Origin of the sequence: Ideonella alba (assembly GCF_018069845.1) — a bacterium.
Taxonomy (GTDB): Bacteria; Pseudomonadota; Gammaproteobacteria; order Burkholderiales; family Burkholderiaceae_C; genus Ideonella; species Ideonella alba.
Map to the genome: position 1 here is coordinate 738,703 of NZ_JAGQDD010000001.1, position 26,847 is coordinate 765,549.

Consider the following 26,847-nt stretch of genomic DNA (forward strand, 5'->3'; position numbering starts at 1 on the left):
CCCCCCTGTCCAGGGCATTGTTTGCACTGGCGGCATTTCCGACACTGGCGTTGGCAGATCCCGAGGCCGGAGGGCCCCGAAAGACGGGGAGGGCGCAGGGACCGGCTTCCACCGCCTACACAGGAGTCCACCATGATCCGCTCGAAGACCCCGATCCTCACCCTCGCCGCCACCGCGCTGCTGACCCTGTCCTCGCTGGCGATGGCCGGCTCTGGCGCCGACAAGGCCAAGGCCCAGCCCGAGGCCTTCTCGACGCCCCTGAAGCTGCTGAAGGTCTACCACGAGGTCGGCAATGCCGGCGGCACGGCCATCCCGGCGGCCACCATCACCCAGTACGGCAGCACCCAGACCGTCAACTGCACCGCCACCGCCGGCTGCTATGTGATGGTCGTGGCCGAGGCGCAGGTCGCGCCGACGGCCAGCGAAGCCTCGAGCGCGATCTGCCTGCGCGTGGACGGCGTCAGCACCGACAACTGCCCGTTCCTGACCCGCGTCCCGACGACCGGCTTCACCAGCTTCAGCCACCGCGGTGGCGTGTCGGTGACCACCGGTACGCACACCGTGACCACGCACGTCTACACCAGCGTCGCGAGCGCCCTGCACAACTTCAACACCGAAGTCCGGCTGCTGAAGAAGTGATGACCGGCGCGGGGTCAGCAGCCCCGCTCCTGCCGCGCGGCGCCTGCGGGCGCCGCGCGCGTTTCAGCCCGGCATCAGCCCTCAGCGCAGCGCTTGGCCAGGTGGGCCAGCGCCTCTTCGACCTGGTCGACCAGCACCAGGCACAGGTCGCCCGGTTGCAGCCGCGCCAGCGCGGTGTCGATGGCCACGAACTCGCCACGGATCTCATCCACCTGGCGGGTGCGCGCGGCGCCTTCCAGGCCCTGGCGCAGCAGGCCCAGGACCTCGCCGTCCTCGCGGCCGCGCTGGCAGGCGTCCTGGTACAGGATGACCTCGTCGAAGGCAGCGCCCAGGATCTGGGTCTGCTCGCGGATGTCCTCGTCGCGGCGATCACCCGCCCCACTGATCACCACCGAGCGGCGCTTGGCCGGCATCGCCTCGACCGCCGAGACCAGCGCGCGCATCGCATCGGGGTTGTGGCCGTAGTCGGCAATCAGCGTGGCGCCACGGTAGTCCATCACGTTGAAGCGGCCGGGCGCGCCGTCGACATCGTTGACGAAGCTCGACAGCCCGGCGCGGATCGCGTCCCAGTGCAGGCCGGCGCCCCAGGCCGCGGCGGTGGCGGCCATCGCGTTCTCGACCTGGAAGCCGATCGTGCCGTGGCGGGTCAGCGGGATGTCGCGCAGCGCGATCGCCTCGCGCGCGCTGCCCTCGGCGGCCACCAGGTGGCCGTCGTCGATGTAGACGCAGCGCTGGCCCTGGGCGCGGTGCGTGGCCAGCACCGGGTGGTGGCGGTCGGCCGAGAAGTAGATGACGCCGCCCGGGCACTCGGGCGCCATCGCCACGCAGTGCGGGTCGGTGGCGTTGAGCACCGCGAAGCCGCTGGCCGCCACGTTCTGCACGATGACGCGCTTGAGCACCGCCAGGTCTTCCACCGTGGTGATGTAGTTCAGCCCCAGGTGGTCGCCGGCGCCGATGTTGGTGACCACCGCCACCTGGCAGCGGTCGAAGCCCAGGCCCTCGCGCAGCACGCCGCCGCGGGCGGTCTCGAACACCGCGGCGTCCACATCCGGGTGCATCAGCACATTGCGCGCGCTCTTCGGGCCCGAGCAGTCGCCCGAGTCGATCTGGCGGCCGTTGACGTGCACGCCATCGGTGTTGGTCATCCCCACTCGCAGGCCGCTGGCGGCGAAGAGGTGGGCGATCAGGCGCGCGGTGGTGGTCTTGCCGTTGGTGCCGGTGACGGCCACCACCGGGATGCGACCGTCCTCGCCGGGCGGGTAGAGGTGGTTGATGATCGCCTCGCCCACCGCGCGGCCCTTGCCGAAGGACGGCGACAGGTGCATGCGCAGGCCCGGCGCGGCGTTCACCTCGACGATGCCGCCGCTTTGCTCTTCCAGCGGGCGGATCACGCTCTCGCACACCACATCGACGCCGCAGATGTCCAGGCCGATCATCTGCGCCGCCGCCACCGCGCGCGCCGCCACCTCGGGGTGGACGTCGTCGGTCACATCGGTGGCGGTGCCGCCGGTGGACAGGTTGGCGTTGTTGCGCAGGATCACGCGCTGGCCCTTGGCCGGCACCGATTCGGGCGTCAGGCCCTGGATCTCCAGCCTCGCCACCGCGATGTCGTCAAAGCGGATCTTGGTCAGCGAGGTGGCGTGGCCGTCGCCGCGGCGCGGGTCGGCATTGACCTGCTCGACCAGCTGGCGCACCGTGTGCTCGCCGTCGCCGATCACCAGCGGCGGGTCGCGCCGGGCCGCGGCCACCAGCTTGTGGCCCACCACCAGCAGGCGGTAGTCGCTGCCGGGCAGGAACTTCTCGACCATCGGCTGGCCGATCTCCTCGGCCGCCTTGTAGGCCAGCTCCAGGTGCTCGCGGCTGGTGATGTTGACGGTCACACCCTTGCCCTGGTTGCCGTCCTGCGGCTTGACCACCACCGGCAGGCCGATCTCCTCGGCCACCTCCCAGGCCTCGTCGACCGAGTCGACCGGGCGTCCCAGCGGCACCGGCACGCCAGCGGCGCGCAGCAGGGTCTTGGTCAGGTCCTTGTCCTGCGCGATGGATTCGCTGACCGCGCTGGTGGAGTCGACCTCGGCGGCCCAGATGCGGCGCTGCTTGCTGCCCCAGCCGAACTGCACCAGGCTGCCCTGGGTCAGGCGGCGGTAGGGGATGCCGCGGGCCAGGCCGGCGTTGACGATCGAGCCGGTGGACGGGCCCAGGCGGACGTCCTCGTCCAGCTCGCGCAGCGCGGCGATCGCGGCGGCGGCGTCAAAGCTGCCTTGCGGCGCCAGCGCGGCCTGGATCAGCGCCTCGGCGGCGGCCAGCGCGCGGCGGCCGACCTCCTCCTCGGTGTACTCGACCACCACCTGGTAGATGCCGTCCTCGACGGTGGCGGTGGTGCGGCTGAAGGTCACCGGGCAGCCGGCCTGCGACTGCAGCGCCAGCGTGGCGGCTTCCAGCACATGGGCCAGCGACACCTGGTCCGGCTGGCGGCGCAGGCCGCCCAGGCCGGGGAAGAGCGCGCGCAGGCGGTCCTCGAAGCCCGGCAGCGTGGTCAGCGCGCGCTCCTCGGACGAGCAGGCGACGATGGCCTCGACGGCGGTGTGGCGGCTCCAGAGGTTCGGGCCGCGCAGGGCCCGGATGCGGGAGATGTCCATGGTTCGACTTCTTGTGGGGCGGGTCGTGTGGTGTCAGGCGGCGGCGTTGAGCTCGAAGGTCTCGAGGCCGGCGGCGATCAGTTCTGGGGTGATGCCATAGCCCCAGGCGGCGGCCACGGCGGCCAGCAGGGCCTCGGCCAGGCCGGCGTCGCCGCCGCGGCCCTTGCGGCCCAGCACGCCGTGCAGGTCGGGGCCGTTCAGGTCGCCCTGGGGCGAGCGCAGCGTCACCCGGCCGGCCTGCAGCACCGCCGCGCGGCCGCCCCCCGCCAGGTGCTCGGTCAGCGCGGCGGGCAGGCCCTCGGGACCGTCCACGGCGTACATCAGCACCTCGCCGTCACACAGTTCGGCCATGCCGGCGATGCGCGGGTCGGCGGCGTTGAGCACGCCCACGCCGTCGGCCAGCACCACGTCGATCTGGGTGCGCAGCACCTTGAACATCGCGTCGGCGTCGAACACATCGTGGTGGGCCAGGCCCTGCCAGCCGTCGGTGTCGGTGACCACGCCCACCTGGCAGCGGTCGTAGGGCAGGCCGTCGCCGAGGATCAGGCCGGCGTCGTTCTCGAACACCGCGGCGCGCGCCTCGCGGTTCATCAGCAGGCGGTGGCTGGCGTCCCAGAACTGCTTGCCGGCGCGCTCGATGCGGCGGCTGCCCAGGAACAGGCCGTCGCGGCAGGCCAGCGCGGTGGGCGTGCCGGTCAGGTGGATCAGCCAGGCCACCGCGCGGGCGATCAGCGCGCCATGGCGGCTGCCGGCCACGCCGACGATGGGGATGCGGCCCGGGTGGGCGGCGTCGTCCTCGGGCGGGAACAGGTGGTCGACGATGGCCTGACCCACCGGGCGGGGCTGGCCCACCGCGGGCTTCAGGTGCATCAGCAGGCCGGGGCCGGCATTGACCTCGACGATCGCCCCGCCCTGCGCTTCCAGCGGCTGGCCGATGTCCTCGCAGACCAGGTCGACGCCGGCGATGTCCAGGCCCACCGCGCGCACCGCCAGCGACACGTGGTGCGCCACGTCGGGGTGGATCTCGTCGGTGCAGTCGATCGCCACGTTGCCGTTGCGCTGCACCAGCACGCGCTTGCCGGCCGGCACCACCGACGCGCCGGTCAGGCCCTGGCGCTGCAGGTCGAGCACGATGACCTCGTCCTCGGTGATGTCCAGGCGGTTCAGCGGATGGGCCTCGGTGGTGCCGCGGCGCGGGTCGGAGTTGATCTGGCTGTCGATCAGCTCGGTCACGGTGCTGCGGCCATCGCCGGTGATCCAGGCGCTCTCGCCACGGGCCACCGCCACCACGTTGCCGCCCACCACCAGCAGGCGGTGCTCGTTGCCGCGGATGTAGCGCTCCACCAGCACCTCGGAGCCATGCTTGTCGGCCAGCTCGAAAGCGGCGCGCACGTCGGCCTCCTGGGTCAGGTCCAGCGTCACGCCGCGGCCGTGGTTGCCGTCGCTGGGCTTGATCACCACCGGGGCGTCCATGTCCTGCGCGGCCTCCCAGGCCTCGTCGGCGCTGGACACCGACACGCCCTCGGGCACCGGCACGCCGCAGGCCTTCAGGATGGTTTTGGTCAGGTCCTTGTCCCCGGCGATGTTCTCGGCGATGGCGCAGGTCAGGTCGGTCTCGGCGGTCCAGATGCGGCGCTGGCGGGCGCCGTGGCCCAGCTGCACCAGGTTGCCGTCGTTCAGGCGGATGTGCGGGATGCGGCGGTCGGTAGCCGCCGAGACGATGCAGGCGGTGGACGGGCCCAGGAAGGAGTCGTCGATCGCATCGCGCACCGCGGCCACCGCGGCGTCCACATCAAAGGCCTCGTCGCGGATGGCCGCATGCAGCAGCGCATGGCCCTGGGCCAGCGCCACCCGGGCCACCTGCTCGTCGCGGGCCCGGAAGACCATGCGGTAGACGCCGTGCTGGCTGGTGCTGCGGGTCTGGCCGAAGCCGGTGGGCATGCCGGCCAGGTTCAGCAGCTCGATCACGCAGTGCTCGAGGATGTGGCCGGCCCAGGTGCCTTCGTCCAGGCGCTGCAGGAAGCCGCCGCGCTCGCCCACGCCGCAGTGGTGCTCGGCCAGCGCCGGCAGCAGGGCCAGCAGGCGGGCGTTGAAGCCGGGCAGCTTGTTCGAGGGCCAGTCTTCCAGCTCACCCAGATCCAGCCAGACCTCCAGCACGGAGCGGTAGGTCCAGATGTTGGGGCCGCGCAGGTAGGTGATGCGTTGAAGCTGGATCTCTCGGGGACGCGCTGTCATGGGGTGGTGGGTGGCTTCAGGTGGGGGGTGGACCCGTCGGGGCCTCGCCCCGATTGTGAACCGAGGCGGCGGGCATGGTGTCCGGGCGGGCCCGGGTGTCGCAAATCGCGGAAAATCAGCGCCAGAGGCGGTCTTCCCGCCCGCCAGCCCCGATGCCCCACGCCCATTCCGACGCCCAGACCCCCCGACCGACCGTGCCCCTGGGAGCACCGCTCGATGAGCGGGACAACGTGCTCGCCCAGCTCGCGGTTGACCTGGACGAGGACCTGCACTTTGCCGGCGGCTGGCTGCTGCTGACCGAGCGCCAGCTGCTCAGCCGCAGCGGCGACGGCCCCTGGCAGGCGATCCCGCTGGCCGACGGCCAGACCCTGCGCCACGCCGACCATGCCGGCGTCGGCACGCTGGAGCTGGTGCAGGGCGAGGTGCTGCAGCAGCGCTGGCGCTTCACGCTGGGCGCCAACGTGCAGGCGCTGCGCCTGGTCAAGCGCTTCGAGCAGCTGCAGGAAGCGCGCGCCCACGGCCATGCGCCCGAGGGCGACGACCCGACCCGCTGCCCCTCCTGCCGCAACACCCTGCCCGACGACTCCGACGAGTGCCCGATCTGCACCCGGGAGCTCAACACCCCGCCCAGCACCTGGGTGCTGCTGCGCCTGTGGCGCTTCGCCCGCCCCTACCGCGGCCAGCTGCTGGCCGGCTTCCTGCTGACGCTGGCCTCCACCGCCGCGCACATGGTGCCGCCCTACCTGACCATCCCGCTGATGGACGAGGTGCTGATCCCGTTCCAGAACGGCCAGAAGATCGATCCCACCTACGTGATGTGGCTGCTCGCCGGCCTGCTGGGCTCGGGCCTGATGGCCTGGGGCCTGGGCTGGGCGCGCACCTGGATCCTGGCGCTGGTCTCCGAGCGCATCGCCGCCGACCTGCGCACGACGGCCTTTGAACACCTGCTGGGCCTGTCGCTGGACTACTTCGGCGCCAAGCGCACCGGCGACCTGATGGCCCGCATCGGCAGCGAGACCGACCGCATCTCGGTCTTCCTGTCGCTGCACGCGCTGGATTTCGCCACCGACGTGCTGATGCTGGGCATGACCTCGATCATCCTGTTCTCGGTCAACCCCTGGCTGGCCCTGGTCACGCTGGTGCCGCTGCCCTTCATCGCCTGGATGATCCACACCGTGCGCGACCGCCTGCGCACCGGCTTCGAGAAGATCGACCGCGCCTGGGGTGACGTCACCAACGTGCTGGCCGACACCATCCCCGGCATCCGTGTGGTCAAGGCCTTCGCCGCCGAGCGCCGCGAGGCCAACCGCTTCCGCGCCGCCAACCAGGCCAACCTGCAGGTCAACGACCGCCTGAACAAGGTCTGGAGCCTGTTCACGCCCACCGTGGCGCTGCTGACCGACATCGGCCTGCTGGTGGTCTGGGGCTTCGGCATCTGGCAGGTCAGCCAGGGCCAGATCACGGTGGGCGTGCTCAGCGCCTTCCTGGCCTACATCGGCCGCTTCTACGGCCGGCTCGATTCGATGAGCCGCATCGTCTCGGTCACCCAGAAGGCGGCGGCGGGCGCCAAGCGCATCTTCGACATCCTGGACCACGTCTCCAACGTGCCCGACCCGGCCGAGCCGGCCAAGCTGCCGCCCGGCGGCCTGAGCGGCGGCGTGACCATGGAGAACATCTCGTTCCGCTACGGCAACCGCTCGGTGATCCGCGGCCTGAACCTGGAGATCCGGCCCGGCGAGATGATCGGCCTGGTCGGCCACAGCGGCTCGGGCAAGAGCACCCTGGTCAACCTGATCTGCCGCTTCTACGACGTGACGGACGGCTCGATCAAGGTGGACGGCATCGACCTGCGGCGCATCGCCGTGGCCGATTTCCGCAGCCACATCGGCCTGGTGCTGCAGGAGCCCTTCCTGTTCTTCGGCACCGTGGCCGAGAACATCGCCTACGGCCGGCCCGATGCCACGCGCGAGCAGATCGTGGCCGCCGCGCGCGCCGCCCATGCGCACGACTTCATCCTGCGCCTGCCGCAGGGCTACGACTCGCTGGTGGGCGAGCGCGGCCAGGGCCTCTCCGGCGGCGAGCGCCAGCGCATCAGCATCGCCCGCGCGCTGCTGATCGACCCGAAGTTCCTGATCCTGGACGAAGCCACCTCGGCCGTGGACACCGAGACCGAGAAGGAAATCCAGAAGGCGCTGGACAACCTTGTGCAGGGCCGCACCACGATCGCCATCGCCCACCGCCTGTCCACGCTGCGCAAGGCCGACCGGCTGGTGGTGATGGACCGCGGCGAGATCGTCGAGGTCGGCCCGCACGACGAGCTGATGGCGCGCCAGGGCCACTACTGGCGCCTCTACGAAGCCCAGGCCCGCAAGGCCGAGGCCGAGGACGACGAGGGCTCCGACCACGACGCCGTGCTGCTGGCTCGCCAGCCGCAACCTTCGGCCCACACCGGCGCCTGATCGACGATGAGCACCCCCGCCTTCACCCTCACCCGCAACCCGCTGGGCCGCCTGGTCTGCACGCTGGCCGACGGCAGCGAGCACGTCGGTGTGCTGCCCGTGCGTGCCTTCCCGATCGCCGCGCCTGACGAGGGCGTCTCGCTGGTCGGCCCCGCCGGCCATGAGCTGGTCTGGATCGAGCGGCTCTCGGCCCTGCCAGACGCGCCGCGCCGGCTGATCGAGGACGAACTGGCCGCGCGCGAGTTCGTGCCGCGCATCCAGCGCATCGTCGCCGTGTCCACCTTCTCCACGCCCAGCACCTGGACCGTCGAGACCGACCGCGGCCCGGCCACGCTGGTGCTGAAGGTGGAGGAAGACATCCGCCGCCTGCCCGAGCGCGGCCGGCTGCTGATCACCAGCGGCCACGGCGTGGTCTTCGAGGTGCCCGACCTGCTGGCGCTGGACCGGCATTCGAAGAAGCTGCTCGAACGCTTCCTCTGAGCGGCGCGGCGGCCGATTTGCCGGCCTGCGCGGGCGCTTTTGCCGGCTTTGTCCGGGCCCGGCGCGCGGCACAGTAACGCTTGGTGTGTCAGCTGCCCCCAAGGGCGGCTGGCCGCGGCCGTGGCGGGAGCAGCGCCGGTGCGGCCGCGAGAAGGCCGCCCAGCGGCACGTCCAGGCTGCCGGAGACATGGGCCGATGTTCGCCAACCTCTCTTTCCAACACAAGGTCCGCCTGCTGCTGGCGGTGGCCCTGGTCGCCGTGCTGGGCACGGCCAGCCTGGCCGTCTGGATGGACGCCCGCCACATCGAGCAGGGCCGTCGGGCCCAACTGGTGACCGCGGTGCAGTCGCTGGCCAGCCTGGTGCAGTCCTACCAGGACCAGGCGGCGGCCGGCAAGCTCTCGCAGGCCGACGCCCAGGCGGCGGCGGCCGAGGCCGTCAAGCGCGCCCGCTACGGTGGTGCCGACGGCAAGAGCGACTACTTCTACATCTGGGCGCTCGACGGCACCGGCGTGATGCACCCGATCAAGCCCGAGTGGAACGGCCAGAACATGGTGGGCAAGATCAAGGACGGCCGCGGCGGCGACGTGCTGGGCCTGCTCCAGCAAGGCCTGCGTAACAGCGCCGACGGCCGCGCCTTCGTGGACACCTGGTTCCCGCGCCCCGGCTCCGACACCCCGGTGCCCAAGCTGCAGTACGTGGTCAAGGTCCCCGGCTGGGACTGGATGGTCGGCTCGGGCCTGTACATGGACGACGTCTTCGCCGAGGTGCGCGCCACGGTGATCCGCGGCGCCGTGGCGGTGCTGCTGACCACCTCGCTGCTGGTGGCGCTGGCCTGGACGCTGGCGCGCAGCGTGCGCCTGACGCTGGGCGGCGACCCCGCCGCGGCCCGGGCCATCGTGGCCGAGGTGGCCCAGGGCCGGCTGGACGTGCCGATCCCCGCGGCCCCGGCCGGCAGCCTGTTCGACGGCCTGTCGCAGATGCTGGCCGGCCTGCGCCAGATGGTGGGCCAGGTCCGCCAGGCCACCGACTCGATCGGCACCGCCTCGGGCGAGATCGCCAGCGGCAACGCCGACCTCAGCCAGCGCACCGAGCAGACCGCCTCCAACCTGGAGAAGACCGCCTCGGCGATGGAGCAGCTGACCGCCACCGTGCGCCAGAGCGCCGATTCGGCCCGCACCGCCAACCAGCTGGCCACCTCGGCCGCCGACACCGCCCGCCGGGGCGGCGAGGTGGTCTCGCAGGTGGTCTCGACGATGGGCGAGATCAACCAGTCCAGCCAGCGCATCGCCGACATCATCGGCGTCATCGACGGCATCGCCTTCCAGACCAACATCCTGGCGCTGAACGCCGCGGTGGAAGCCGCGCGCGCCGGCGAGCAGGGCCGCGGCTTCGCGGTGGTGGCCGGCGAGGTGCGCAGCCTGGCGCAGCGCTCGGCCTCGGCCGCCAAGGAGATCAAGACCCTGATCGGCACCTCGGTCGAGAAGGTCGAGTCCGGCGCCCGCCTGGTGGGCGACGCCGGCCGCACGATGGACGAGATCGTCGCCTCGGTGCAGCGCGTCACCGACGTGGTCGGCGAGATCAGCTCGGCCGCCGCCGAGCAGAGCCAGGGCATTGGCGACGTCAACCGCGCGATCACCGAGCTGGACCAGATGACGCAGCAGAACGCCGCGCTGGTGGAGCAGAGTGCCGCCGCCGCCGAAAGCCTGCGCGAGCAGGCGGGCCGCCTCAGCGGCGTGGTGGCCGGCTTTCGCATCGGTGCCGTGACGCTGGCGCCCAGCCCGGCACCGGCCCCTCGCGCGGCACCGGCGGCCCCTGCGGCACCCAAGCGCAGCACCCCAGCCGCCGCAGCGCGCCCGGCCGCCCCGGCGCCAGTGGCGGCCACCGCCAGTGCTGACGACGGCGACTGGGCCACCTTCTGATCGATCACAGGCCGGGCGGTGGCCCGGCCCGGTGGCCCGGTCCTGTCAGCGGCCCCTTCAGCGGCCCTGTCAGCGGCCCGGCAACGCCGCCAGCCAGTCCGGCAGCTCCTGCGGGTCCAGCAGCGGCCAGCCGCCGCTGAAGCGCGCCCAGGCCTGGGCATGCTTGTCGGCCACGGCGGTCAGCACCGGCACGCCGGCGGCCAGCAGGGCCATCAGCTCATCGGCCAGGCCCTCGCCCTCGGCCTCCAGGCCGCCAAAGCGGTTGATCACCACCAGGTCGGGCGGCGGCTGCTCGTCCAGCGCGCGGCGCAGCACCACGCTGGCGCGCGCGAAGCCCTGGGTGTCGACGCGGCAGCCGGTGGCGCCCGGGCCCAGGTCCTGCGAGACCAGGAAGGACTCGCCGGTCTGCACGTCCTTCAGCACCATCGCGCCACAGGCGGCGGCGCCATCGGGCCAGGTCATCATCAGGCCGCGCACCCGCAGGCCCTCGGCCTGGGCGCGCGCGGCGGTGTCGGCCAGCAGGGCATCCATGTCCAGCGTACCGTTGTGCTGCAGGGCGGCGAGGTGCATGGCAGGATCATAGCCAGACATATGCTTTCCTGACGCGCCGACCGCCAAGCTGCCCCCATGCCCATGCATTCCGAGCCCCCTGCCGCCACCCGACTGCTGCCGGGCCTGCTGGTCTGGGCCGTCACCTGGCTCGGCCTGCTGCTGCTCGATGGCCGGCTGGACCTGGCCACGATGTCGCTGCTGCTGGTGGCCGGCTCGGCGCTGGCCACGCCCTGGCTGCCGGTGGGCTGGTCGCTGCTGGTCAGTGCCGCGTCGGTGCTGGGCTTCAACTGGGCCTTCGTGCCGCCGCGCGGCAGCTTCACGGTGGACGGCAGCGAGCATGTCTGGCTGCTCGTCGGCATGGCCGTGGTGACCTGGGTGGTGGCGGCGCTCAGCGCTGCGCTGCGCCGCCAGTTGGCCGAGGCCCGGCGCTGGGCCCGCCGCGCCGAGCAGCTGCGCCAGTGGGGCGAGGCCACGCGTGATTGCGACGAGCCCGTCACCGAGGCGGCTCAGCTGCAGCAGATGCTGTCCGACCTGGCCGGCGGCCCGGCCGCGCTGTGGGTGCTGCGCGGCGCCGGGCTGCGCCCCGGCGAGCCCTCGCCCGTCGACGCCGCCGACCCGCGCCTGTTCGCGCTGGGCGCCACCGATGCCGAGGAAACCGCCGGCCTGGCCCATTGCCTGCGCCAGCGCGAGGCCATGGGCCCCGGCACCGGCCGCCACCAGCACCTGCCGCAGTGGTACCTGCCGCTGCGTGGCCGCGCCGCGGTGCTGGGCGCGGCCCTGCTGCGCGGCGAGGCGGTGCGCCGCATCGACGACGACGCCCGCCGCCATGCCCAGGCGCTGTGCGACCAGCTGGGCCAGGCGCTGGAGCGCCGCCAGTCGCGCGAGGCCGAAGACCTGGCCCGCGCCGAGGCCCGCACCCAGCAGGCCCGCAACGCGCTGCTGGCGGCGGTGTCGCACGACTACCGCACGCCGCTGGCCACCATCCTGGGCGCCGCCGATTCGCTGATCGACCAGGGCGCGCAGCGCTCGGCCGAGCAGCGCCGCGCGCTGGCCCAGACCATCCGCGACCAGGCCACGCAGCTGGCCCGCCTGACCGACAACACGCTGCAGCTGGCGCGCCTGGATGCCCCCGGCGTGACGCTGCGGCTGGACTGGGAGTCGCCGGAGGAGATCGTCGGCGCCGCCTTGCACCGTGCGCGTCAGCGCGAGGCCGAAGGCCAGTGGCGAGCCCGCGGCAGCACCACCCGGCTGCATGCGCGCACCGAGCCCGGTCTGCCGCTGCTGCGCTGCGACGCGGTGCTGCTGGCTCAGCTGCTGGACAACCTGGTCGACAACGCGCTGGCCTATGCCCCGGGCGACAGCCCCATCGAGCTGCTGGCGCGGCGCCAGGGCGAGCAGCTGCTGCTGGCGGTGCGCGACCGCGGCCCCGGCCTGCCGCCGGCCGAGCGCGAGCAGGTCTTCGAGGTCTACCGCCGTGGCCCCGAGTCGGCCCGCGCGGCGCGCGGCGCCGGTGTCGGCCTGGCGGTCTGCCGCGCCATCGCCGAGGCCCATGGCGGCAGCATGAAGCTGCGCCGGCGCGGCCACGGCGGCAGCGCCTTCGAATGCCTGCTGCCGCTGCACGAGGCCCCTGTCGGCCCCGATCCCGAACCCCTGGTGCTGCCCGATGAAGGTTCTGCTGGTCGAGGATGACCGCGCGCTGGGCGCCACGCTGCGCGACGCGCTGGAGGTGGAGGGCCACCAGGTGCGCCACGCCGCCAGCGTGGCCGAGGCGCGCGCGCTGCTGGCGCATGACAGCCTGCCCGACATGCTGCTGCTCGACCTGGGCCTGCCCGACGGCGATGGCGCCGCGCTGCTGGCCGAGGTGCGGCGGCGCCACGCCTTCGCGGTCATCGTCATCTCGGCGCGGCAGGACGACGCCGGCAAGATCGGCCTGCTCGACGGCGGCGCCGATGACTACCTGGTCAAGCCCTTCGCGCTGGGCGAGCTGCTGGCGCGCATGCGCGTGGCCTGGCGCCACCGCGGCCACGCCGCAACGCCGGTGGTCACGCGCTACGAGCAGGACGGCCTGCGCGTCGACCTGGCCGCGCACCGCGTGCAGCGCCGGCAGGGCGGTGACTGGGCCGACGTGCACCTCACGCCCACCGAGTTCAATCTGCTGGCGCGCCTGGTGCGCAACGCCGGCCAGGTGGTCACCCACCGCCAGCTGCTGGCCGATGTCTGGGGCGCCGAGTTCACCGAGCACACCCACTACCTGCGCCTGTACATGGGGCAGCTGCGCGCCAAGCTCGAGGACGAGCCCGCCGCGCCGCGCCGCTTGCTGACCGAGCCCGGCGTCGGCTACCGGCTGATGCCACCGGCCGGCTGAGGCGTTCCTTATGCGCTCCTGATGCGCCCGCCCGCACCATGCGGGCCATGGACAAGACCCACGATGCCCACGCGCCCCAACCCCTGGGCGCCCTGACCCTGGCCGCGATCGGTGTCGTCTTCGGCGACATCGGCACCAGCCCGCTCTACACCGTCAAGGAGATCTTCGGCCCCGGCGGCGTGCCGCTGGACCACGCCCACCTGGTGGGCGCGGTGTCGGCCATCCTGTGGTCGCTGATGCTGGTGGTGACGCTGAAGTACGTGGTGCTGATCCTGCGCGCCGACAACCGCGGCGAGGGCGGCGTGATGGCCCTGACCGCGCTGGCCGCCCATGCGGTGGAAGGCCGCGCCGGGTTGCGCGCCGGCCTGCTGGTGCTGGGCCTGTTCGGCGCCACGCTGTTCTACGGCGACAGCATCATCACCCCGGCGATCTCGGTGCTGGGCGCGATGGAGGGCCTGGAGGTGCTGGCGCCCTCGCTGCACGACTGGATCGTGCCGCTGAGCCTGCTGGTGCTGGTGGCCCTGTTCGCGGTGCAACGCTTCGGCACCGCGGTGGTCGGCCGCGCCTTCGGGCCGGTGATCGTGCTGTGGTTCCTGGTGCTGGCCGTCAGCGGCCTGCACCAGGTCCTGCAGCAGCCCGCCATCCTGGCCGCGCTGGACCCGCGCCAGGCCGCCAGCTTCCTGATCGACCGCGGCCCCGGCGTGCTGCTGGCGGTGGGCGCGATCGTGCTGGCGCTGACCGGCGCCGAGGCGCTGTACGCCGACATGGGCCACTTCGGCCGCCGCCCGATCCAGCTGGCCTGGAGCGCGCTGGTGCTGCCGGCGCTGGCGCTGAACTACCTGGGCCAGGGCGCGCTGCTGATGCGTGACCCCGGCGCGCTGGAGAACCCCTTCTTCCGCCTCTTCCCGGAACCGCTGCTGCTGCCGGCGCTGGTGCTGGCCACGCTGGCGGCCATCATCGCCTCGCAGGCGGTGATCTCGGGCGCCTACTCGATGACGCGCCAGGCCATCCAGCTGGGCTACCTGCCGCGCATGCGCATCCACCACACCTCGGCCGCCACCTCGGGCCAGATCTACCTGCCGGGTGTGAACTGGCTGCTGCTGCTGGGCGTGCTGGCGGCGGTGCTGCACTTCGGCAGCTCGTCGGCGCTGGCCTCGGCCTACGGCATCGCGGTGACGCTGACCATGCTGATCACCACGCTGATGACCTTCTTCGTCGTGCGCCACGCCTGGCGGCTGCCGGCGCCGCTGGCCTGGGGCGCCACCGCCTTCTTCCTGGCGGTCGACGCGCTGCTGGTGGCCGGCTGTGCGGTCAAGCTGTTCGACGGCGGCTGGTTCCCGCTGGCCATGGGCGGCGCGCTGTTCCTGCTGATGAGCACCTGGGCCCGCGGCCGCGCGCTGATGGTGCGCAGCATCCGCGCCGACGGCCTGGCGCTGGACGACTTCCTGCGCCACCTGGACACCGGCGCGGTGCCGCGTGCCAGCCGCACCGCGGTCTACGCGGTGGCCGACCCGGCCACCGTGCCGCAGGCGCTGCTGCACAACCTGAAGCACAACCAGGTGCTGCACGAGCGCAACCTGATCCTGACCGTGCGCTTCACCGACACGCCGGTGGTGGCGGACGCGCAGCGCGCCGAGGTGGAGCCGCTGGTGCCGGGCTTCTGGCGCGTGACGCTGCGCTTCGGCTTCATGGAGACGCCCGACGTGCCCGCGGCCCTGCAGTGCTGCGCCGCCCAGGGCCTGCCGGTGCCGGTGTTCGAGACCAGCTTCTTCCTCAGCCGCGAGACGGTGGTGCCCACCGACGGCGCCGGCATGGCGCGCTGGCGCGAGAAGCTCTTCGCCTGGATGAGCCGCAACGCCGGCAGCGCCGCCAGCTACTTCCGCCTGCCGGACAACGCCGTGGTGGAGCTGGGTACGCGGGTGCAGATCTGAGCGGCCTGCAGCCCCGCGCCCCGGCCCGCAGGCATCCCGGCCCCTGACCTGGCGGCGCTATGCTGGCGGGATGCCCGCTCCCACCCCCGCACGCGAGCCCGGCCGCCCCGACACCGGCTGGCGCCTGCGCCTGTACACCATCATCTTCGAGGCCGACACCCGTGCCGGCCGCGCCTTCGACATCGCGCTGATCGCCCTGATCCTGCTCAGCGTGGCGGTGGTGGTGCTCGACAGCGTCGAGTCCATCCACCAGCGCTACGCCGCCGTCTTCACGGTGCTGGAGTGGAGCTTCACGCTGGTCTTCACGCTGGAGTACCTGGCCCGCCTGGCCTGCGTGCGCCACCCGTGGGTGTATGCGCGCAGCGCCTTCGGCATCATCGACCTGCTGGCGGTGCTGCCCACCTACCTGGCCTTCTTCTTTCCGGGGTTGCATGCGCTGCTGGACGTGCGTGTGCTGCGCCTGCTGCGGGTGTTCCGGATCTTCAAGCTGGGCGCCTACGTGGCCGAGTACGGCGCGCTGGGCCGGGCGCTGTGGCTGTCGCGGCGCAAGATCCTCGTCTTCCTGTCCTTCGTGCTGATGGTGGTGCTGGTGATGGGCACGCTGATGTACGTGGTGGAGGGGCCGGCCAACGGCTTCACCAGCGTGCCCACCGGCGTGTACTGGGCGATCACCACGATGACCACCGTGGGCTTCGGCGACATCACGCCCAAGACCGACCTGGGCCGGCTGATCGCCTCGGTGATGATGCTGCTGGGCTGGGGCACGCTGGCGGTGCCCACCGGCATCGTCAGCGCCGAGTTCACCGCCCAGCGCCTGGAGCCCACCACCCGCACCTGCCCCGAGTGCCTCAGCGAGGGCCACCTGGCCACCGCGCGCTTCTGCCGCGACTGCGGCGCCACGCTGCCGCCCTACCAGCGCTGAGTGCGGCTCGCCCCGGCGTTTTCCGGGCTGGAATCGCCGTCGGGGCGGCGGTACATTCGGCTGCATCCCGAGCCCGCCGACGATGAGGAACGCCCCCGACCGCCCCTTCTTTGCCGACCGCCTGCAGATCGTCGAGCTGGCGCGGCGGCGCTACTTCGAGGATGGGGTGTCGCCGGCGGGCGTCGTCAGCGAGGCGGTGTTCCAGTCCTGGGCACGCTGCCAGCGCCTGCATGACGGCCCGCACCGCGCCGTCGAGTTCCAGCCGGTGACCGAAAGCCGCACCCGCCTGGCCCTGCAGCGCAACCGCCACCTGCATGACGCCTGGCAGGCCGAGCTGCCGCAGCTGCAGCGCCTGCTGGGCACCACCAGCTGCGCCGCCATGCTGACCGACGGCAGCGGCGTGATGATCGGTGCCACCTGCGCCGGCCGTCCGCACGAGCACCTGATCCCGGTGGCCGCCCGCCTGGGTGTCGACCTGTCCGAGGAGGCGGTGGGCACCACCGCGCCCGGCGTGGTGGTGCGCACCGGCGCGCCGGTCAGCGTGATCGGCGCCGAGCATTTCTTCGACGGCGTGCGCCAGATGCACTGCGCCGCGGTGCCGATCCGCGATACCCAGGGCCGGCTGGCTGGCGTGCTCGACATCTCCAGCGAGGCGATCGCCTTCGGCTTTGACGCGGCGACCGTGGTCGGCCACCTCGCCGGCGCGATCGAGAACCGCCTGCTGCTGGCCCAGGCCGGCGAGCACCTGGTGCTGCGCCTGCAGGTGGCGCTGCCGCTGCTGGAGTCCTCGGCCGCCGGTCTGCTGGGCATCGACAGCCAGGGCCGTGTGGCCTGGCTCAACGGCCAGGCGGCGCGCCTGCTGGGGCTGCCCGATCGCGCGTTGCCAGGCGAGCCGCTGCAGGCCGAGGCGGTGCTGGGCCAGGGCCTGGACGCCCTGGCCGCGCTGCCCAGCGACGACGCCAGCCCACTGCCGCTGCCCAGCGGTCTGGTGCTGTGGGCGCGCAGCGAGGGGCGTGGCGAGACCCGCCGTCGCGGCTGGGTGAGCCTGTCCAGGGTCCCCGCGCCAGCGCCCGAGCCCTCGGCCGCGCCGCCCGCCCAGGCGCCCCCCGCTGCGGCGCAGGCGCCAAGCACCACGGCCACGGTGCGCGATGCGCAGGGCGAGCTGCTGCAGCGCACCCTGCAGGCCTGCGGCGGCAACCTCTCCGAGGCCGCCCGGGTGCTGGGCGTGTCACGCGGCTGGGTTTACCGCCGCCTGCCCTCCGGCGGCGACCTCACCAGCCATTGACGCTGCCGATGTACAGCCAGATCGACTCCATCGTCTCTGGCTTGACGATGCCGCCCCAGGCGGGCATCTGGCGCTTGCCGTTCGTCACCGACTGGATGAAGCGCTCCTTCTCGTCCTTCGGAAAGGTCCGCAGGTCGAAGTAGGCGCTGCTGGTGACGGCCAGGTTGATGCCGTGGCAGCGGGCGCAGGTGCTGGTGTAGGCGCGGCGGCCGGCCTCGGCGCTCGGCACGGCCGGCGCGGCGGACGCCGCAGCCACCGCCGAGGCGGCCTCCTGCGCTTGCAGCGGGGCGGCCGCCGTCAGCGCGGCAGCCAGGATCAGCGCACGCGTCATCGGGGCAGCGCGAAGGTCCACAGCGAGCTGCCGGCCGGCACGTTGGCCAGCTCGGCGTCGCCCGACAGCGCGCCATACACCGTGGCCGCACCGCTGGTCACCGTGATGTACTGGCGGCCGTCCTTCTCCCAGGTGATGGGCAGGCCCGAGATGCCCGAGCCGGTCTGGAAGCTCCACAGCTCCCGGCCGTTCGCCGCGTCATAGGCCTTGAACTGGCCGGTCTGCGTGCCGGTGAAGACCAGGCCCGGTGCAGTGGTCAGCACGCCGGCCCAGTTGGGCGACTTCAGCAGCACCTCCCAGGCCTTCTTGCCGGTGATGGGGTTCCAGGCCACCAGCGCGCCGCGGTGGCCGTCGGCCGGCGCGACGAAGCCTTGCAGCTCCAGGCCCAGCCACCAGTTCGGGCCGCCCGGGCGCTCCTGCCTGGTGTAGCGCACCTTCATGCCCAGGTCCACGGTGTTGAAGAAGGCCAGCTGGCGCTTCGGGTCGAAGCTCATCGGCATCCAGTTCTTGCCCCCATAGGCGCTGGGCCACACCTCGACCGCCTCGGCCATCTCGGGGTTCCTGCGCACCGACTCGGTCATCGCGGTGGGCACCGGGCGGCCGGTTTTCATGTCCACGCCGCTGGCCCAGTTGATGGTGCGGGCGAACGGGTCGGCCTTCAGCAGCTGGCCGTTGCGGCGGTCCAGCACGTAGAAGAAGCCGTTGCGGTTGGCCTGCATCAGGACCTTGGTGGTCTGCCCGTTGATGGGCAGCTCGGCCAGCACCAGCTCATTGGCGCCGTCGTAGTCGAAGGGGTCGGCGGGCGAGAACTGGTAGTGCCAGGCGATCTCGCCGGTGGACGGGCGCAGCGCCAGCACCGAGCCGGTGTAGAGGCTGTCGCCGCCGCGCATCGCGGCGTTCCAGGGCGCGCCATTGCCCACGCCCCAGTAGACCAGGTCCAGGTCGGGGTCGTAGGTGCCGGTCAGCCAGGTGGGGCCGCCGCCGGTTTCGGCCATGCCGGGGGCCCAGGTCTCGGCCCCCTTGTCGCTGCCGGCGGCGGTGGTCCAGCGGTGCCACTTGCGCGCGCCCGTCTTCAGGTCCCAGCCGTCCAGGAAGCCGCGCGTGCCGTACTCGCCGCCCGAGATGCCGGTGATCAGCGTGTCGCCGGCAATCAGCGGCGCATGGGTCATGCTGTAGCCCTGCTTGTAGTCGGCCGCCTTGACCTTCCAGAGCTGCTTGCCGTCGGCCATGTTGATGGCCACCACATGGGCGTCCAGCGTGGTGCGGTAGAGCACGCCGTTCAGGGCCGCCAGGCCGCGCGACTGGATGCCGCAGCACAGGTAGCCGTTGATGTCGGCCGGCAGCTCGATCGGCGTCTTCCACTTCTGGCGGCCGGTGATCGGGTCCAGCGCCAGGGTGTGGGAATGCGTGGCGAGGTACATCACGCCATTGATCAGCAGCGGCTGGCTGGAGGCGTTGGCCGAGTTGTCCAGGCTGAGGTTCCAGACCGGCACCAGCCGGCCCACGTTGGCCGGCGTGACCTGCGCCAGCGCGCTGTGGCGCTGCTGGCCCCAGCCCATGCCGTAGGTGCTGACGTCGGCCGGCGTGGCGGCGTCCTGGCGCAGGTCGGCCAGGGTCTGCGCTGTCGCCGGGGCGGCGGACAGGGCGATCAGCGCTGCGATCAGGGCGGCGGCGATCGGGGTTCGGGTGGCTTGCATCGGGGGTCTCCTGGCCTGGGCAATGGGCGCCAGGGTAGGGCGGCCGGGCCTCGTCGCACCAACCCGTGCCAACCCTAGTGCCTGGTTGTCCCGTTTCGCGACGATCGCCCCGCGCGCAATCCGAGCGCCGGGCGCGGTGCGCGCGCCACAGCGGCATGACAAGGTGGCGCGATGCCACCGCTCGTCATCGCCGTGACACCGCGCAGGGCCGACGATGCGGGCCTTCTCCCCAAGGAGCCCCGCATGGACTTCAGCAGCCTTCACCAATTCCTCAGCACCACCGTCGCCGAACTGGCGATCAAGGTGCTGGCCTCGCTGGCCTTCTGGGTCATCGGCCGCTGGCTGATCGGCCGCGTGGTCGGCATGATCCAGGCGGCGATGGGCCGCAACCACGTCGACCCCACGCTGACCAAGTACCTGGGCAACATCGTCGCGGTGGCGCTGAACATCGCCCTGGTGCTGGGCATCCTGGGCTACTTCGGCATCCAGACCACCTCCTTCGCGGCGCTGCTGGCCGGCGCCGGCGTGGCCATCGGCGCGGCCTGGAGCGGCATGCTGGGCAACTTCGCTGCCGGCGCCTTCATGCTGGTGCTGCGGCCCTTCAAGGTGGGCGACTTCGTCAGCGTGGGCGGCGTGCTGGGCACGGTGCGCGAACTGGGCCTGTTCGCCACCACCATCGTCACGCCCGACAACGTGATGACCCTGGTGGGCAACGGCAAGATCTTCGGCGACACGCTGCAGAACTTCAGCGCGCTGCCGGTGCGCCGCGTCGAGCGCACCGCGCAGCTGGCGGTGGGCGTGGACCCGCTGGACGCCGTCGCCCGCCTGAAGGCCGCGGTGGCCGCCATCCCCAACGTGTCCACCGAGCAGCCGCCCGAGGTTTCGCTGCTGGACATGAACCTCAACGGCTGCGTGATCGCGGTGCGCCCCTACTGCGCCAACGAGCACTACTGGCAGGTCTTTTTCGACACCAACGAGGCCATCGTGCGCACCGCGCAGCAGGCCGGCTGGCCGGCGCCCACGCCCTCGCAGATCACCCGCATCGTCCAGGCCTGATGCGCGCCTGAGGCACGCCTGATCAGCGCTGCGCGGCCTCCAGCAGCCGCGCCACCACCTCGCCGCCCACCGCGCCGTGCGGGTCCAGCCGGGCCAGCCGGGCCAGCAGCGCGCGGGCCTCGTCGGTGTCGCCGCTGCGCAGCCGGATGAAGGCCAGCGCCTTCAGCGTGAACAGCCAGAAGCGGCGCGGGCCGTGGTCGGCCGGGCCGTCCAGCGCCTGCACATCGCGCCAGTCGGGCGGCAGCGCGGCCTGGCGCGCGGCCTCGGCCAGGCCGGCACGCGCGGCGCGCTCGGCCAGCGCGAATTCACGCCGGCCGGCATGGTGCTTGTAGAGCAGGTAGTACACGGCCAGCGCCTGCGGCGCACAGGCCTGCGCCGCCCACAGCCGGCTGGCGCGCTCGGCGGCCGGTGCCTCGCGGGCTTCGCGCAGCAGGGGCTGCAGCGCGGCGGGCACCTCGCTGCCGAAGAAGGCCTCGCTGGCCTCGCCGGTGAACAGGTTCATGCAGGTCTCGTGGGGGTTGAGGGCGGTTGCCAAGCACGGGCAATGCCAGGCCGCCTGCCCTGGGGGCGCGCACCTGCAGGCCTGTCGGGACCCCGACAAACCGCCGCCGCCCCCACGCAGCTTGTGCTGGCGCAAGCTGGCGCAAGCTCGGGATGGCGTTGCCGGTGCCGCGGGCTTAGCGTCAGGGCATGGTTCATTCGCTGGAGTTCACGATGCGTGTTGTCCGTCCGTCCCTGATCGCGCTGGCCGCCGCCATGGTGGCCGGCCATGCGCTGGCGCAGCAGGTGGTCAAGCCGCCGCAGTCGCAGGCCTGGATCGATGTGGCCACCTACGGCGGCATGGGCGGCATGGGGGGCATGGGCGGTGGGGCCGGTGCGCCCAACCCGATGGCCATGCTGGGCGGCCTGTTCGGCGGCGGGGGCGGCAAGAACAGCTTCGGCAACACCCAGGTCGGCCAGGCGGGCCGCTGGGTGGATGTGACGCTGATGACGCGCGCCAACCCGCAGCTGCAGGAGGCCCAGCAGGCCGTGCCCGCCGGCTTCCTGAGCCCGGCGCTGAAGCTGCAGGCCCCGCGCGAGACCAAGGGCACGCTGCCGCCTGAGCACGGCGAGGACCGCAACGAGGAGCCCCGCTACGAGAAGCCCGAGGGCCGGATCTTCCTCTACTGGGGCTGTGGCGACACGGTGCGCGCCGGCCAGCCCAAGGTGCTGGACATGGCCACCGCCACGCCGGCCGACCTGGCGAAGTTCTTCCAGGTGCGCAGCGCCACGCAGCGCGGCACCCACCAGGCCACCGGCCGCCCGGTCTGGCCCAGCCCCGCCGACAGCCGCATGGTGCCGCCACAGGCCAGCCTGGTGGGCGAGCACGCCTTCAGCGGCCAGGGCGTGCCCGAGGCCTTCCGGTTCCAGGTGGGCGCCCAGCAGGACCTGATGCCGGCCATCGAGCTGGCCCAGCGCAATGCCGACGGCGCCTGGGCCCTGACCTGGACCCCGCCACCCACCGCCCGCGCCCAGTTCCTGGCCGGCATGGGCGCGCGCGGCAAGAACGAGATGGTGCTGTGGACCAGCGCCGAGGTGCCCGAGACCGGCTTCGGCCTGTTCGACTACCAGACCAACGCCGCGGTCGACCGCTGGCTCAAGGAGAAGGTGCTGCTGTCGCCCACCACCAGCCAGTGCACCGTGCCCAAGGGCGTGTTCAGCGGCGAAGGCGGCATGCTCCGCGCCATCGCCTACGGCAGCGAACTCAACCTGGCCCACCCGCCACGCCCCACCGACCCCAGGCAGGCCTGGGAGCCGCAATGGGCCGTCAAGCTGCGCGTGAAGAGCCAGAGCACCGCGATGCTGGGCATGGAAGGCGGCATGCCCACGCGCGGCATGCCCGCCGAGCAGGCGCCGACGCCGCAGGAGGAGGGCAACAAGCTGCCCAATGCCAAGGACCTGCTCAAGGGCATCTTCGGGCGCTGAGCGGCTGACACCGCCCCAGGCTAAGCCGCGGCCGCGGCCGGGGTCTGGTCGTCTTGCTGCGAGGCCAGCAGCAGCTGGTCGAGGATGCCCTGGATGTCCCGGTCATCCTGGGCCGAAGCCAGGTAGACCGTGACCTGCGGCGCCGCTGCCGCGCGGTTGGGCGACGCGGCGCCCAGCGTGCGCCAGCATTCCAGGATCAGCGCCTGGATGCGTTCGACATCCGGCGGGTCTGCCAGGAAGACGATCTGCGCCAGCGGCACCGTGTCCAGCAGGAAGGCCACCTCGTAGCGGCAGCCCTGGCGATCGGCCGAGTAGCCGCGCAGATCCATCAGTACCGCCGAGCTGACCCGGGCGGTCTGGTGCACCGCCGTCTGCCAGACGTCGTCGTGGCACATCATCGGCAGGCTGCGGAAGCTCAGGTCCAGCTGACGCGGCCAGGCCTCCAGGCGCTGCAGGCGGGCCGCCACATCGTCCGGGCTGCGCAGGAACTGGCGCTCGACCTGTTGCAGGCGCCAGCGCAGATGCACCGCCGCGGCCACCACCACGGCCGCCAGCAGGAGCCCGCACCACAGGGCCGGCTGCGGCACATTGGCCGCGATCATGAGGGTGACCGCCGCCGACCCGATGACCGCCAGGAACATCCCGCTGCCCTGCCGGTGCTGGCTGTGGATGAAGCTGGGGTCGACGACGGTGAAGAAGGTCCCGAAGTGGCGCCAGTACTGCAGCAGGCCCTCGAAGGTGAACAGCGCGGCCTCGTCGATGCCGAAGACCCGCAGCACCAGCAGCTTTGCGTTCGGGGTGCGCCGCGCCCGGTCCATCAGCCGCCAGACCAGGGCGACATGGGCGGCCATTGCCAGCCCATAGCCCAGGGCGGTGCGCCACGCGGGGCTGTCCTGCAGCAGGGCCGACACCACCAGCACCCCGGCCAGCCCCATGAACAGGCCCCAGATCGGCGCCCGCCAGGGCGGCTGGGCGATTGCCAGCCCGTGGGTGGCGAACGGCCGCAGCACACCAGCCAGGCCCGGCACATGGGCGCGGAACTGGCTGCGAAAGCCTGCGTAGCGCACCATGGCCAGGAAGGGCAGCGACAGCATCGCCATCAGGCTGACGATGAAGGCCAGCACCGACACATCCGGCGTGCCCTCGCCCGGCCAGTTGTACACCGCCAGCGGGAACAGCACATAGGCCGCGGCAATGGCCAACTCGTGCCTGAAGGCGGTGCCGAAGTCCGCCCGGGCGCGCGCGGTCAGCAACTCGCGCGAGGCGATGGCGTCGGGCGGGCGGCTGTGGGCATCGACCAGGCGCCACCCTGGCGGCGCCGGCGGCAGCGCCAGCGCTGCGTCAGGCGCGCCCGGCGCCGCAGCGGCACCCTGGCCCGACGAGGCCATCATCAGCTGGCGCACCCGCCGCACCACCAGCCGCCGCGTCACCACCGCAGCCAGGCCCACCAGCGCGGGGATGCCCAGCACGAAGTACATCAGAGAGAGGTCCGGGCCCTGGCTCATGCGCGCTCCTGTGGATCGGCGCGGAGGGGACTCGCAGGTCGGCCGATGGGTGACTCTGGGCGCGAAGGCCCCGCGCGTCAAGCACCATCACCGGCGATGCCGGGGCGCGCGGCGCGGCACGCCCGCAGCCGGGTCAAGCCGCCGCCCGGGGCGACTCGAAGATGGCGCAGGTGGTGGTGGCGTGGGCGTAGAGCTTGCCGTCGGGGCCGACGATGCGCGCTTCGGACGTACCCACCTGGCGACCGACGTGCAGCGCGGTGCCCACGCATCGCAGCGGCCCCGTCTTCGTGTGGGCGGCGCGGACGATGTGCAGGTTGATCTGGCTGGTCGTGTAGCCGCGTCCGGCGGGCAGCATGGTCTGCACGGCGCACCCCAGCGCAAAGTCCAGCAAGGTCGCATACCAGCCACCATGCACCGACCCCAGCGGGTTGTAGTGCTTCAGCTGCGGCGTCGCCTGGAAGACCGCGTGCCCCTCACCCACCTCGACCAGTTCGCAGTCGAAGGTGTCCGCCATGTACGGATGGGGCAGCTCTCCTTCCAGCAAGGCGGTCATCACCTGCAGGCCAGTCATGCCCTGAACCTGGTGCGGCTGGGCCAGTCCGGCCTGTCCGCCGCCGCGCTCACGCCGGCGTTGACGCACCTGCTCCAGTTGGGCCTGCCAGGCATCCAGCGTGGCCTGCGTTCCTGTCTCCTTGGTCATGTGACTCTCCATCGATGGTGGGGAAGGGTGTTCACGGCTGCGCCGCGCGCGGCCTGGTGTCCACGGGCAGGCACAGCAGGCCCGTGAGCAGCGCCAGGGTGCCGTGCACGAGATACAAGGCATTGAAGTCGGCGCGTTGCAGCGCCGCATGGCCGAGCAGGGCCACGGTCAGTGCCACGCCGAGCACCGAGCCGATCTGGCGCGTGGCCTGGTTGACCGCGCTGCCCACCGCGTAGTGCGCCACCGGCAGGCGGTTCACGGCCGCGGCGGACAGCGATGGCAACACGAGGCCGACGGCGATGCCGCTCATCATCAGCCCGGGCAGCCAGTGCGTCAGGTACTGCGGCTCGGTTCCGGGCACCAGCAGGAACCACAGGCTGCTGCAGGCGTACAGCAGCGAACCGCCGACCAGGAAGCGACGATGGCCCAGCCGCGTCGCCAGTCGGCCGGTGAGGATGGCGGTCGGCATCACCAGCAGCGGTCCGGGCGTGACCGCCAGCCCGGCCTGCGGCAGGCTGAGGTGCCAGACGTTCATCATGAAGAAGAAGAAGGTCAGGAACATCATCGAGAACGCCGTGCCGAAGACCAGCGTCGCGAGGTTCACATAGCGGTAGGTGCGGTGGTGGAACAGCGCCAGGTCCACCAGCGGTGCGCGGGCATGGCGTGCCCACGCCACGAAGGCGCCAGCGGCCACGCCCCCGGTGGCCGCCAGGACCAGGAGTTCCATGCGGGTCCATGCCGGCGCGCTGGATTCGACGATCGCCAGGGTGACAGCCCCCACCGACAGCATCAGCAGCGCCATGCCCACGCCGTCCACGCGCCGTTGAACGCCGGACGTTGGCGATTCCTGCAGCATCGACGCACCACGCCACAGCGCCAGGCCACCCAGCGGCAGGTTGATGTAGAACGCCCAGGGCCAGCCGAAGTGGTCGATGACGACACTCCCGGCACTCGGCCCCACCGCGGCGGCCAGCCCGCCGACGGCGCCCCACAGGCTCACCACCACCGCGCGCCGGCTCTGCGGAAACGCCGCCAGCACGATGGACAGCGACGCCGGCGTCAGCAGCGCCGCGCCGACAGCCTGCAGCACCCGCGCCGCGATCAACCAGCCCACGCTGGCGGCCAGCCCGCAGGCGGCCGAAGCGGCCAGGAAGAGCGCCACGCCGATCAGGAAGACGCGCTTGCGACCATGCGTGTCGGCCAGGCCGCCCGCGGGGATCAGCATCGTCGCGTAGACCACCGTGTAGGCGTTCAGCACCCACGACAGCTCGGCCGGGGTGGCGTCGGCAAAGGCGTGCCGCAGCGGATCGAAGGCCGCGAACAGCATCGTCGTGTCGAGCGACACCAGGAAGGTGGCGAGGCTGGCGACCCAGAACACGGGCCACGGCGATGCCGCGACCCCGGCGGGCGGGCGAGGGGTGTCGACGGCGCCGCCCACGCTCACTCCCGAGCCTGCAGGTACACGCCGGGATGCGCCGACAGGCCGAGCTTGACCTGCTGGGTCAGCTCGTCGGCCAGCACCTCCTCGGCGCCGGCTTCGAGCGCGTCCAGGGCCCGGGCGACGATCTGCTCCGGCGTCGACTTGGGTGCGTCGATGCCCTGCGTCATGTCGGTGTCGACAAAGGCCATGTGCAGCGTCAGCACCTGCGTCTTCTGGCCCCGCAGCTCATGGCGCAGGCCATTGCTCAGGCTCCACGCCGCGGATTTCGTGAGCGCGTAGCCGGCCAGCGCCGGACTGGTGATCCAGCTGGCGATGGAGGCCACGTTCAGCAGTGCGCCGCCGCCGTTGGCCGCCAGCACCGGCGCGAACGCCTGGCTCACGCGCATCACGCCGAAGACATTGGTCTCCAGCTGGCGGCGCAGACGGGCCTCGGCATCGGTGTCGAGGAAGCCACCGAACTGCGCGATGCCGGCGTTGTTGATGACCAGGTTCACGTCGCTGGCCTGTGCCACGGCGGCGGCGATGTCGCCGGGCGCGTTCACGTCCAGCCGCAGCGGCGTGACACCAGGCAGCGAGACGCTGGCCGGGTCGCGCGCGCCGGCGTAGACCTTGCGCGCGCCACGCGCCAGGGCGGCCTTGGCAAAGGCCAGCCCGATGCCGCGGTTGGCGCCGGTGATGAGGACGGTGGCGTTGTCGAGTTTCATGACTTTCCTTTAGATGATGAT

General features: G+C 72.3%; 21 protein-coding genes. 11 read left to right on the plus strand and 10 right to left on the minus strand.

Going from position 1 to position 26,847, the window contains the following annotated elements; all coding sequences use genetic code 11:
- The first annotated feature begins 132 nt into the window (after window positions 1-132).
- Window positions 133-639, plus strand: a complete 507-nt coding sequence (locus tag KAK03_RS03220) for a hypothetical protein (RefSeq protein WP_210851722.1) — start codon at window positions 133-135, stop codon at window positions 637-639.
- A 74-nt stretch (window positions 640-713) separates the two neighbouring features.
- Here the strand turns inward: KAK03_RS03220 and cphA are convergent, their stop codons facing one another.
- Together cphA and KAK03_RS03230 are read right to left on the minus strand one after the other, a co-directional pair.
- Entirely contained in the window at window positions 714-3,278 is a 2,565-nt protein-coding gene (cphA, locus tag KAK03_RS03225) for a cyanophycin synthetase (protein WP_210851723.1), read from the minus strand.
- 33 nt (window positions 3,279-3,311) lie between these two features.
- Window positions 3,312-5,513, minus strand: coding sequence for a cyanophycin synthetase (locus KAK03_RS03230; protein WP_210851724.1), 2,202 nt, complete (start codon window positions 5,511-5,513; stop codon window positions 3,312-3,314).
- Window positions 5,514-5,665: 152 nt separating this feature from the next.
- Between KAK03_RS03230 and KAK03_RS03235 the strand changes: the two genes are divergently transcribed.
- The 3 genes from KAK03_RS03235 (at window position 5,666) to KAK03_RS03245 (ending at window position 10,372) form a co-directional block, all read left to right on the plus strand.
- Window positions 5,666-7,972: a cyanophycin metabolism-associated ABC transporter gene (locus KAK03_RS03235; RefSeq protein WP_210851725.1), complete on the plus strand. Its 2,307-nt coding sequence runs from the start codon at window positions 5,666-5,668 to the stop codon at window positions 7,970-7,972.
- A 6-nt stretch (window positions 7,973-7,978) separates the two neighbouring features.
- Complete coding sequence (locus KAK03_RS03240) at window positions 7,979-8,452, plus strand: cyanophycin metabolism-associated DUF1854 family protein (RefSeq protein WP_210851726.1); 474 nt, start codon at window positions 7,979-7,981, stop codon at window positions 8,450-8,452.
- Window positions 8,453-8,647: 195 nt separating this feature from the next.
- Complete coding sequence (locus tag KAK03_RS03245; RefSeq protein WP_210851727.1) at window positions 8,648-10,372, plus strand: methyl-accepting chemotaxis protein; 1,725 nt, start codon at window positions 8,648-8,650, stop codon at window positions 10,370-10,372.
- A 69-nt stretch (window positions 10,373-10,441) separates the two neighbouring features.
- On the opposite strand, the gene KAK03_RS03250 is transcribed toward KAK03_RS03245, so the two are convergent.
- Window positions 10,442-10,942 (minus strand): DUF2478 domain-containing protein, encoded by a 501-nt coding sequence (locus KAK03_RS03250; protein WP_210851728.1) that lies wholly within the window; start codon window positions 10,940-10,942, stop codon window positions 10,442-10,444.
- Between the two features lie 57 nt (window positions 10,943-10,999).
- Here KAK03_RS03250 and KAK03_RS03255 point away from each other — a divergent pair, with 57 nt between their 5' ends.
- From KAK03_RS03255 to KAK03_RS03275, 5 genes are all read left to right on the plus strand, one after another.
- Window positions 11,000-12,613, plus strand: a complete 1,614-nt coding sequence (locus KAK03_RS03255) for a sensor histidine kinase (RefSeq protein ID WP_210851729.1) — start codon at window positions 11,000-11,002, stop codon at window positions 12,611-12,613.
- Complete coding sequence (locus tag KAK03_RS03260) at window positions 12,588-13,289, plus strand: winged helix-turn-helix domain-containing protein (protein WP_210851730.1); 702 nt, start codon at window positions 12,588-12,590, stop codon at window positions 13,287-13,289. Before KAK03_RS03255 ends, KAK03_RS03260 begins: the two co-directional genes overlap by 26 nt.
- 47 nt (window positions 13,290-13,336) lie before the next feature.
- Window positions 13,337-15,220, plus strand: coding sequence for a potassium transporter Kup (locus tag KAK03_RS03265; protein ID WP_210851731.1), 1,884 nt, complete (start codon window positions 13,337-13,339; stop codon window positions 15,218-15,220).
- A 70-nt stretch (window positions 15,221-15,290) separates the two neighbouring features.
- Entirely contained in the window at window positions 15,291-16,142 is an 852-nt protein-coding gene (locus KAK03_RS03270) for an ion transporter (RefSeq protein ID WP_210851732.1), read from the plus strand.
- 82 nt (window positions 16,143-16,224) lie between these two features.
- Window positions 16,225-17,427 (plus strand): helix-turn-helix domain-containing protein, encoded by a 1,203-nt coding sequence (locus KAK03_RS03275; RefSeq protein ID WP_210851733.1) that lies wholly within the window; start codon window positions 16,225-16,227, stop codon window positions 17,425-17,427.
- On the opposite strand, the gene KAK03_RS03280 is transcribed toward KAK03_RS03275, so the two are convergent.
- Both KAK03_RS03280 and KAK03_RS03285 read right to left on the minus strand, forming a co-directional pair.
- Window positions 17,414-17,758, minus strand: coding sequence for a c-type cytochrome (locus KAK03_RS03280; RefSeq protein WP_210851734.1), 345 nt, complete (start codon window positions 17,756-17,758; stop codon window positions 17,414-17,416). The genes KAK03_RS03275 and KAK03_RS03280 overlap by 14 nt on opposite strands.
- The gene (locus tag KAK03_RS03285; protein WP_210851735.1) at window positions 17,755-19,455 is read right to left on the minus strand and encodes a PQQ-dependent dehydrogenase, methanol/ethanol family; all 1,701 of its coding nucleotides are present in this window, start codon (window positions 19,453-19,455) and stop codon (window positions 17,755-17,757) included. Before KAK03_RS03285 ends, KAK03_RS03280 begins: the two co-directional genes overlap by 4 nt.
- 243 nt (window positions 19,456-19,698) lie before the next feature.
- On the opposite strand from KAK03_RS03285, the gene KAK03_RS03290 reads away from it, so the two are divergent.
- Window positions 19,699-20,511, plus strand: coding sequence for a mechanosensitive ion channel family protein (locus KAK03_RS03290; RefSeq protein ID WP_210851736.1), 813 nt, complete (start codon window positions 19,699-19,701; stop codon window positions 20,509-20,511).
- A 22-nt stretch (window positions 20,512-20,533) separates the two neighbouring features.
- On the opposite strand, the gene KAK03_RS03295 is transcribed toward KAK03_RS03290, so the two are convergent.
- Complete coding sequence (locus tag KAK03_RS03295; RefSeq protein WP_210851737.1) at window positions 20,534-21,013, minus strand: hypothetical protein; 480 nt, start codon at window positions 21,011-21,013, stop codon at window positions 20,534-20,536.
- A 188-nt stretch (window positions 21,014-21,201) separates the two neighbouring features.
- Between KAK03_RS03295 and KAK03_RS03300 the strand changes: the two genes are divergently transcribed.
- The gene (locus tag KAK03_RS03300) at window positions 21,202-22,476 is read left to right on the plus strand and encodes a hypothetical protein (protein WP_210851738.1); all 1,275 of its coding nucleotides are present in this window, start codon (window positions 21,202-21,204) and stop codon (window positions 22,474-22,476) included.
- A 20-nt stretch (window positions 22,477-22,496) separates the two neighbouring features.
- On the opposite strand, the gene KAK03_RS03305 is transcribed toward KAK03_RS03300, so the two are convergent.
- From KAK03_RS03305 to KAK03_RS03320, 4 genes are all read right to left on the minus strand, one after another.
- Window positions 22,497-23,981 (minus strand): hypothetical protein, encoded by a 1,485-nt coding sequence (locus tag KAK03_RS03305; protein ID WP_210851739.1) that lies wholly within the window; start codon window positions 23,979-23,981, stop codon window positions 22,497-22,499.
- Between the two features lie 133 nt (window positions 23,982-24,114).
- Entirely contained in the window at window positions 24,115-24,681 is a 567-nt protein-coding gene (locus KAK03_RS03310; RefSeq protein ID WP_210851740.1) for a PaaI family thioesterase, read from the minus strand.
- A gap of 31 nt (window positions 24,682-24,712) precedes the next feature.
- Window positions 24,713-26,125, minus strand: coding sequence for an MFS transporter (locus KAK03_RS03315; protein ID WP_310738450.1), 1,413 nt, complete (start codon window positions 26,123-26,125; stop codon window positions 24,713-24,715).
- Window positions 26,122-26,826, minus strand: a complete 705-nt coding sequence (locus tag KAK03_RS03320) for an SDR family oxidoreductase (RefSeq protein WP_210851741.1) — start codon at window positions 26,824-26,826, stop codon at window positions 26,122-26,124. Before KAK03_RS03320 ends, KAK03_RS03315 begins: the two co-directional genes overlap by 4 nt.
- Window positions 26,827-26,847: the final 21 nt, after the last annotated feature.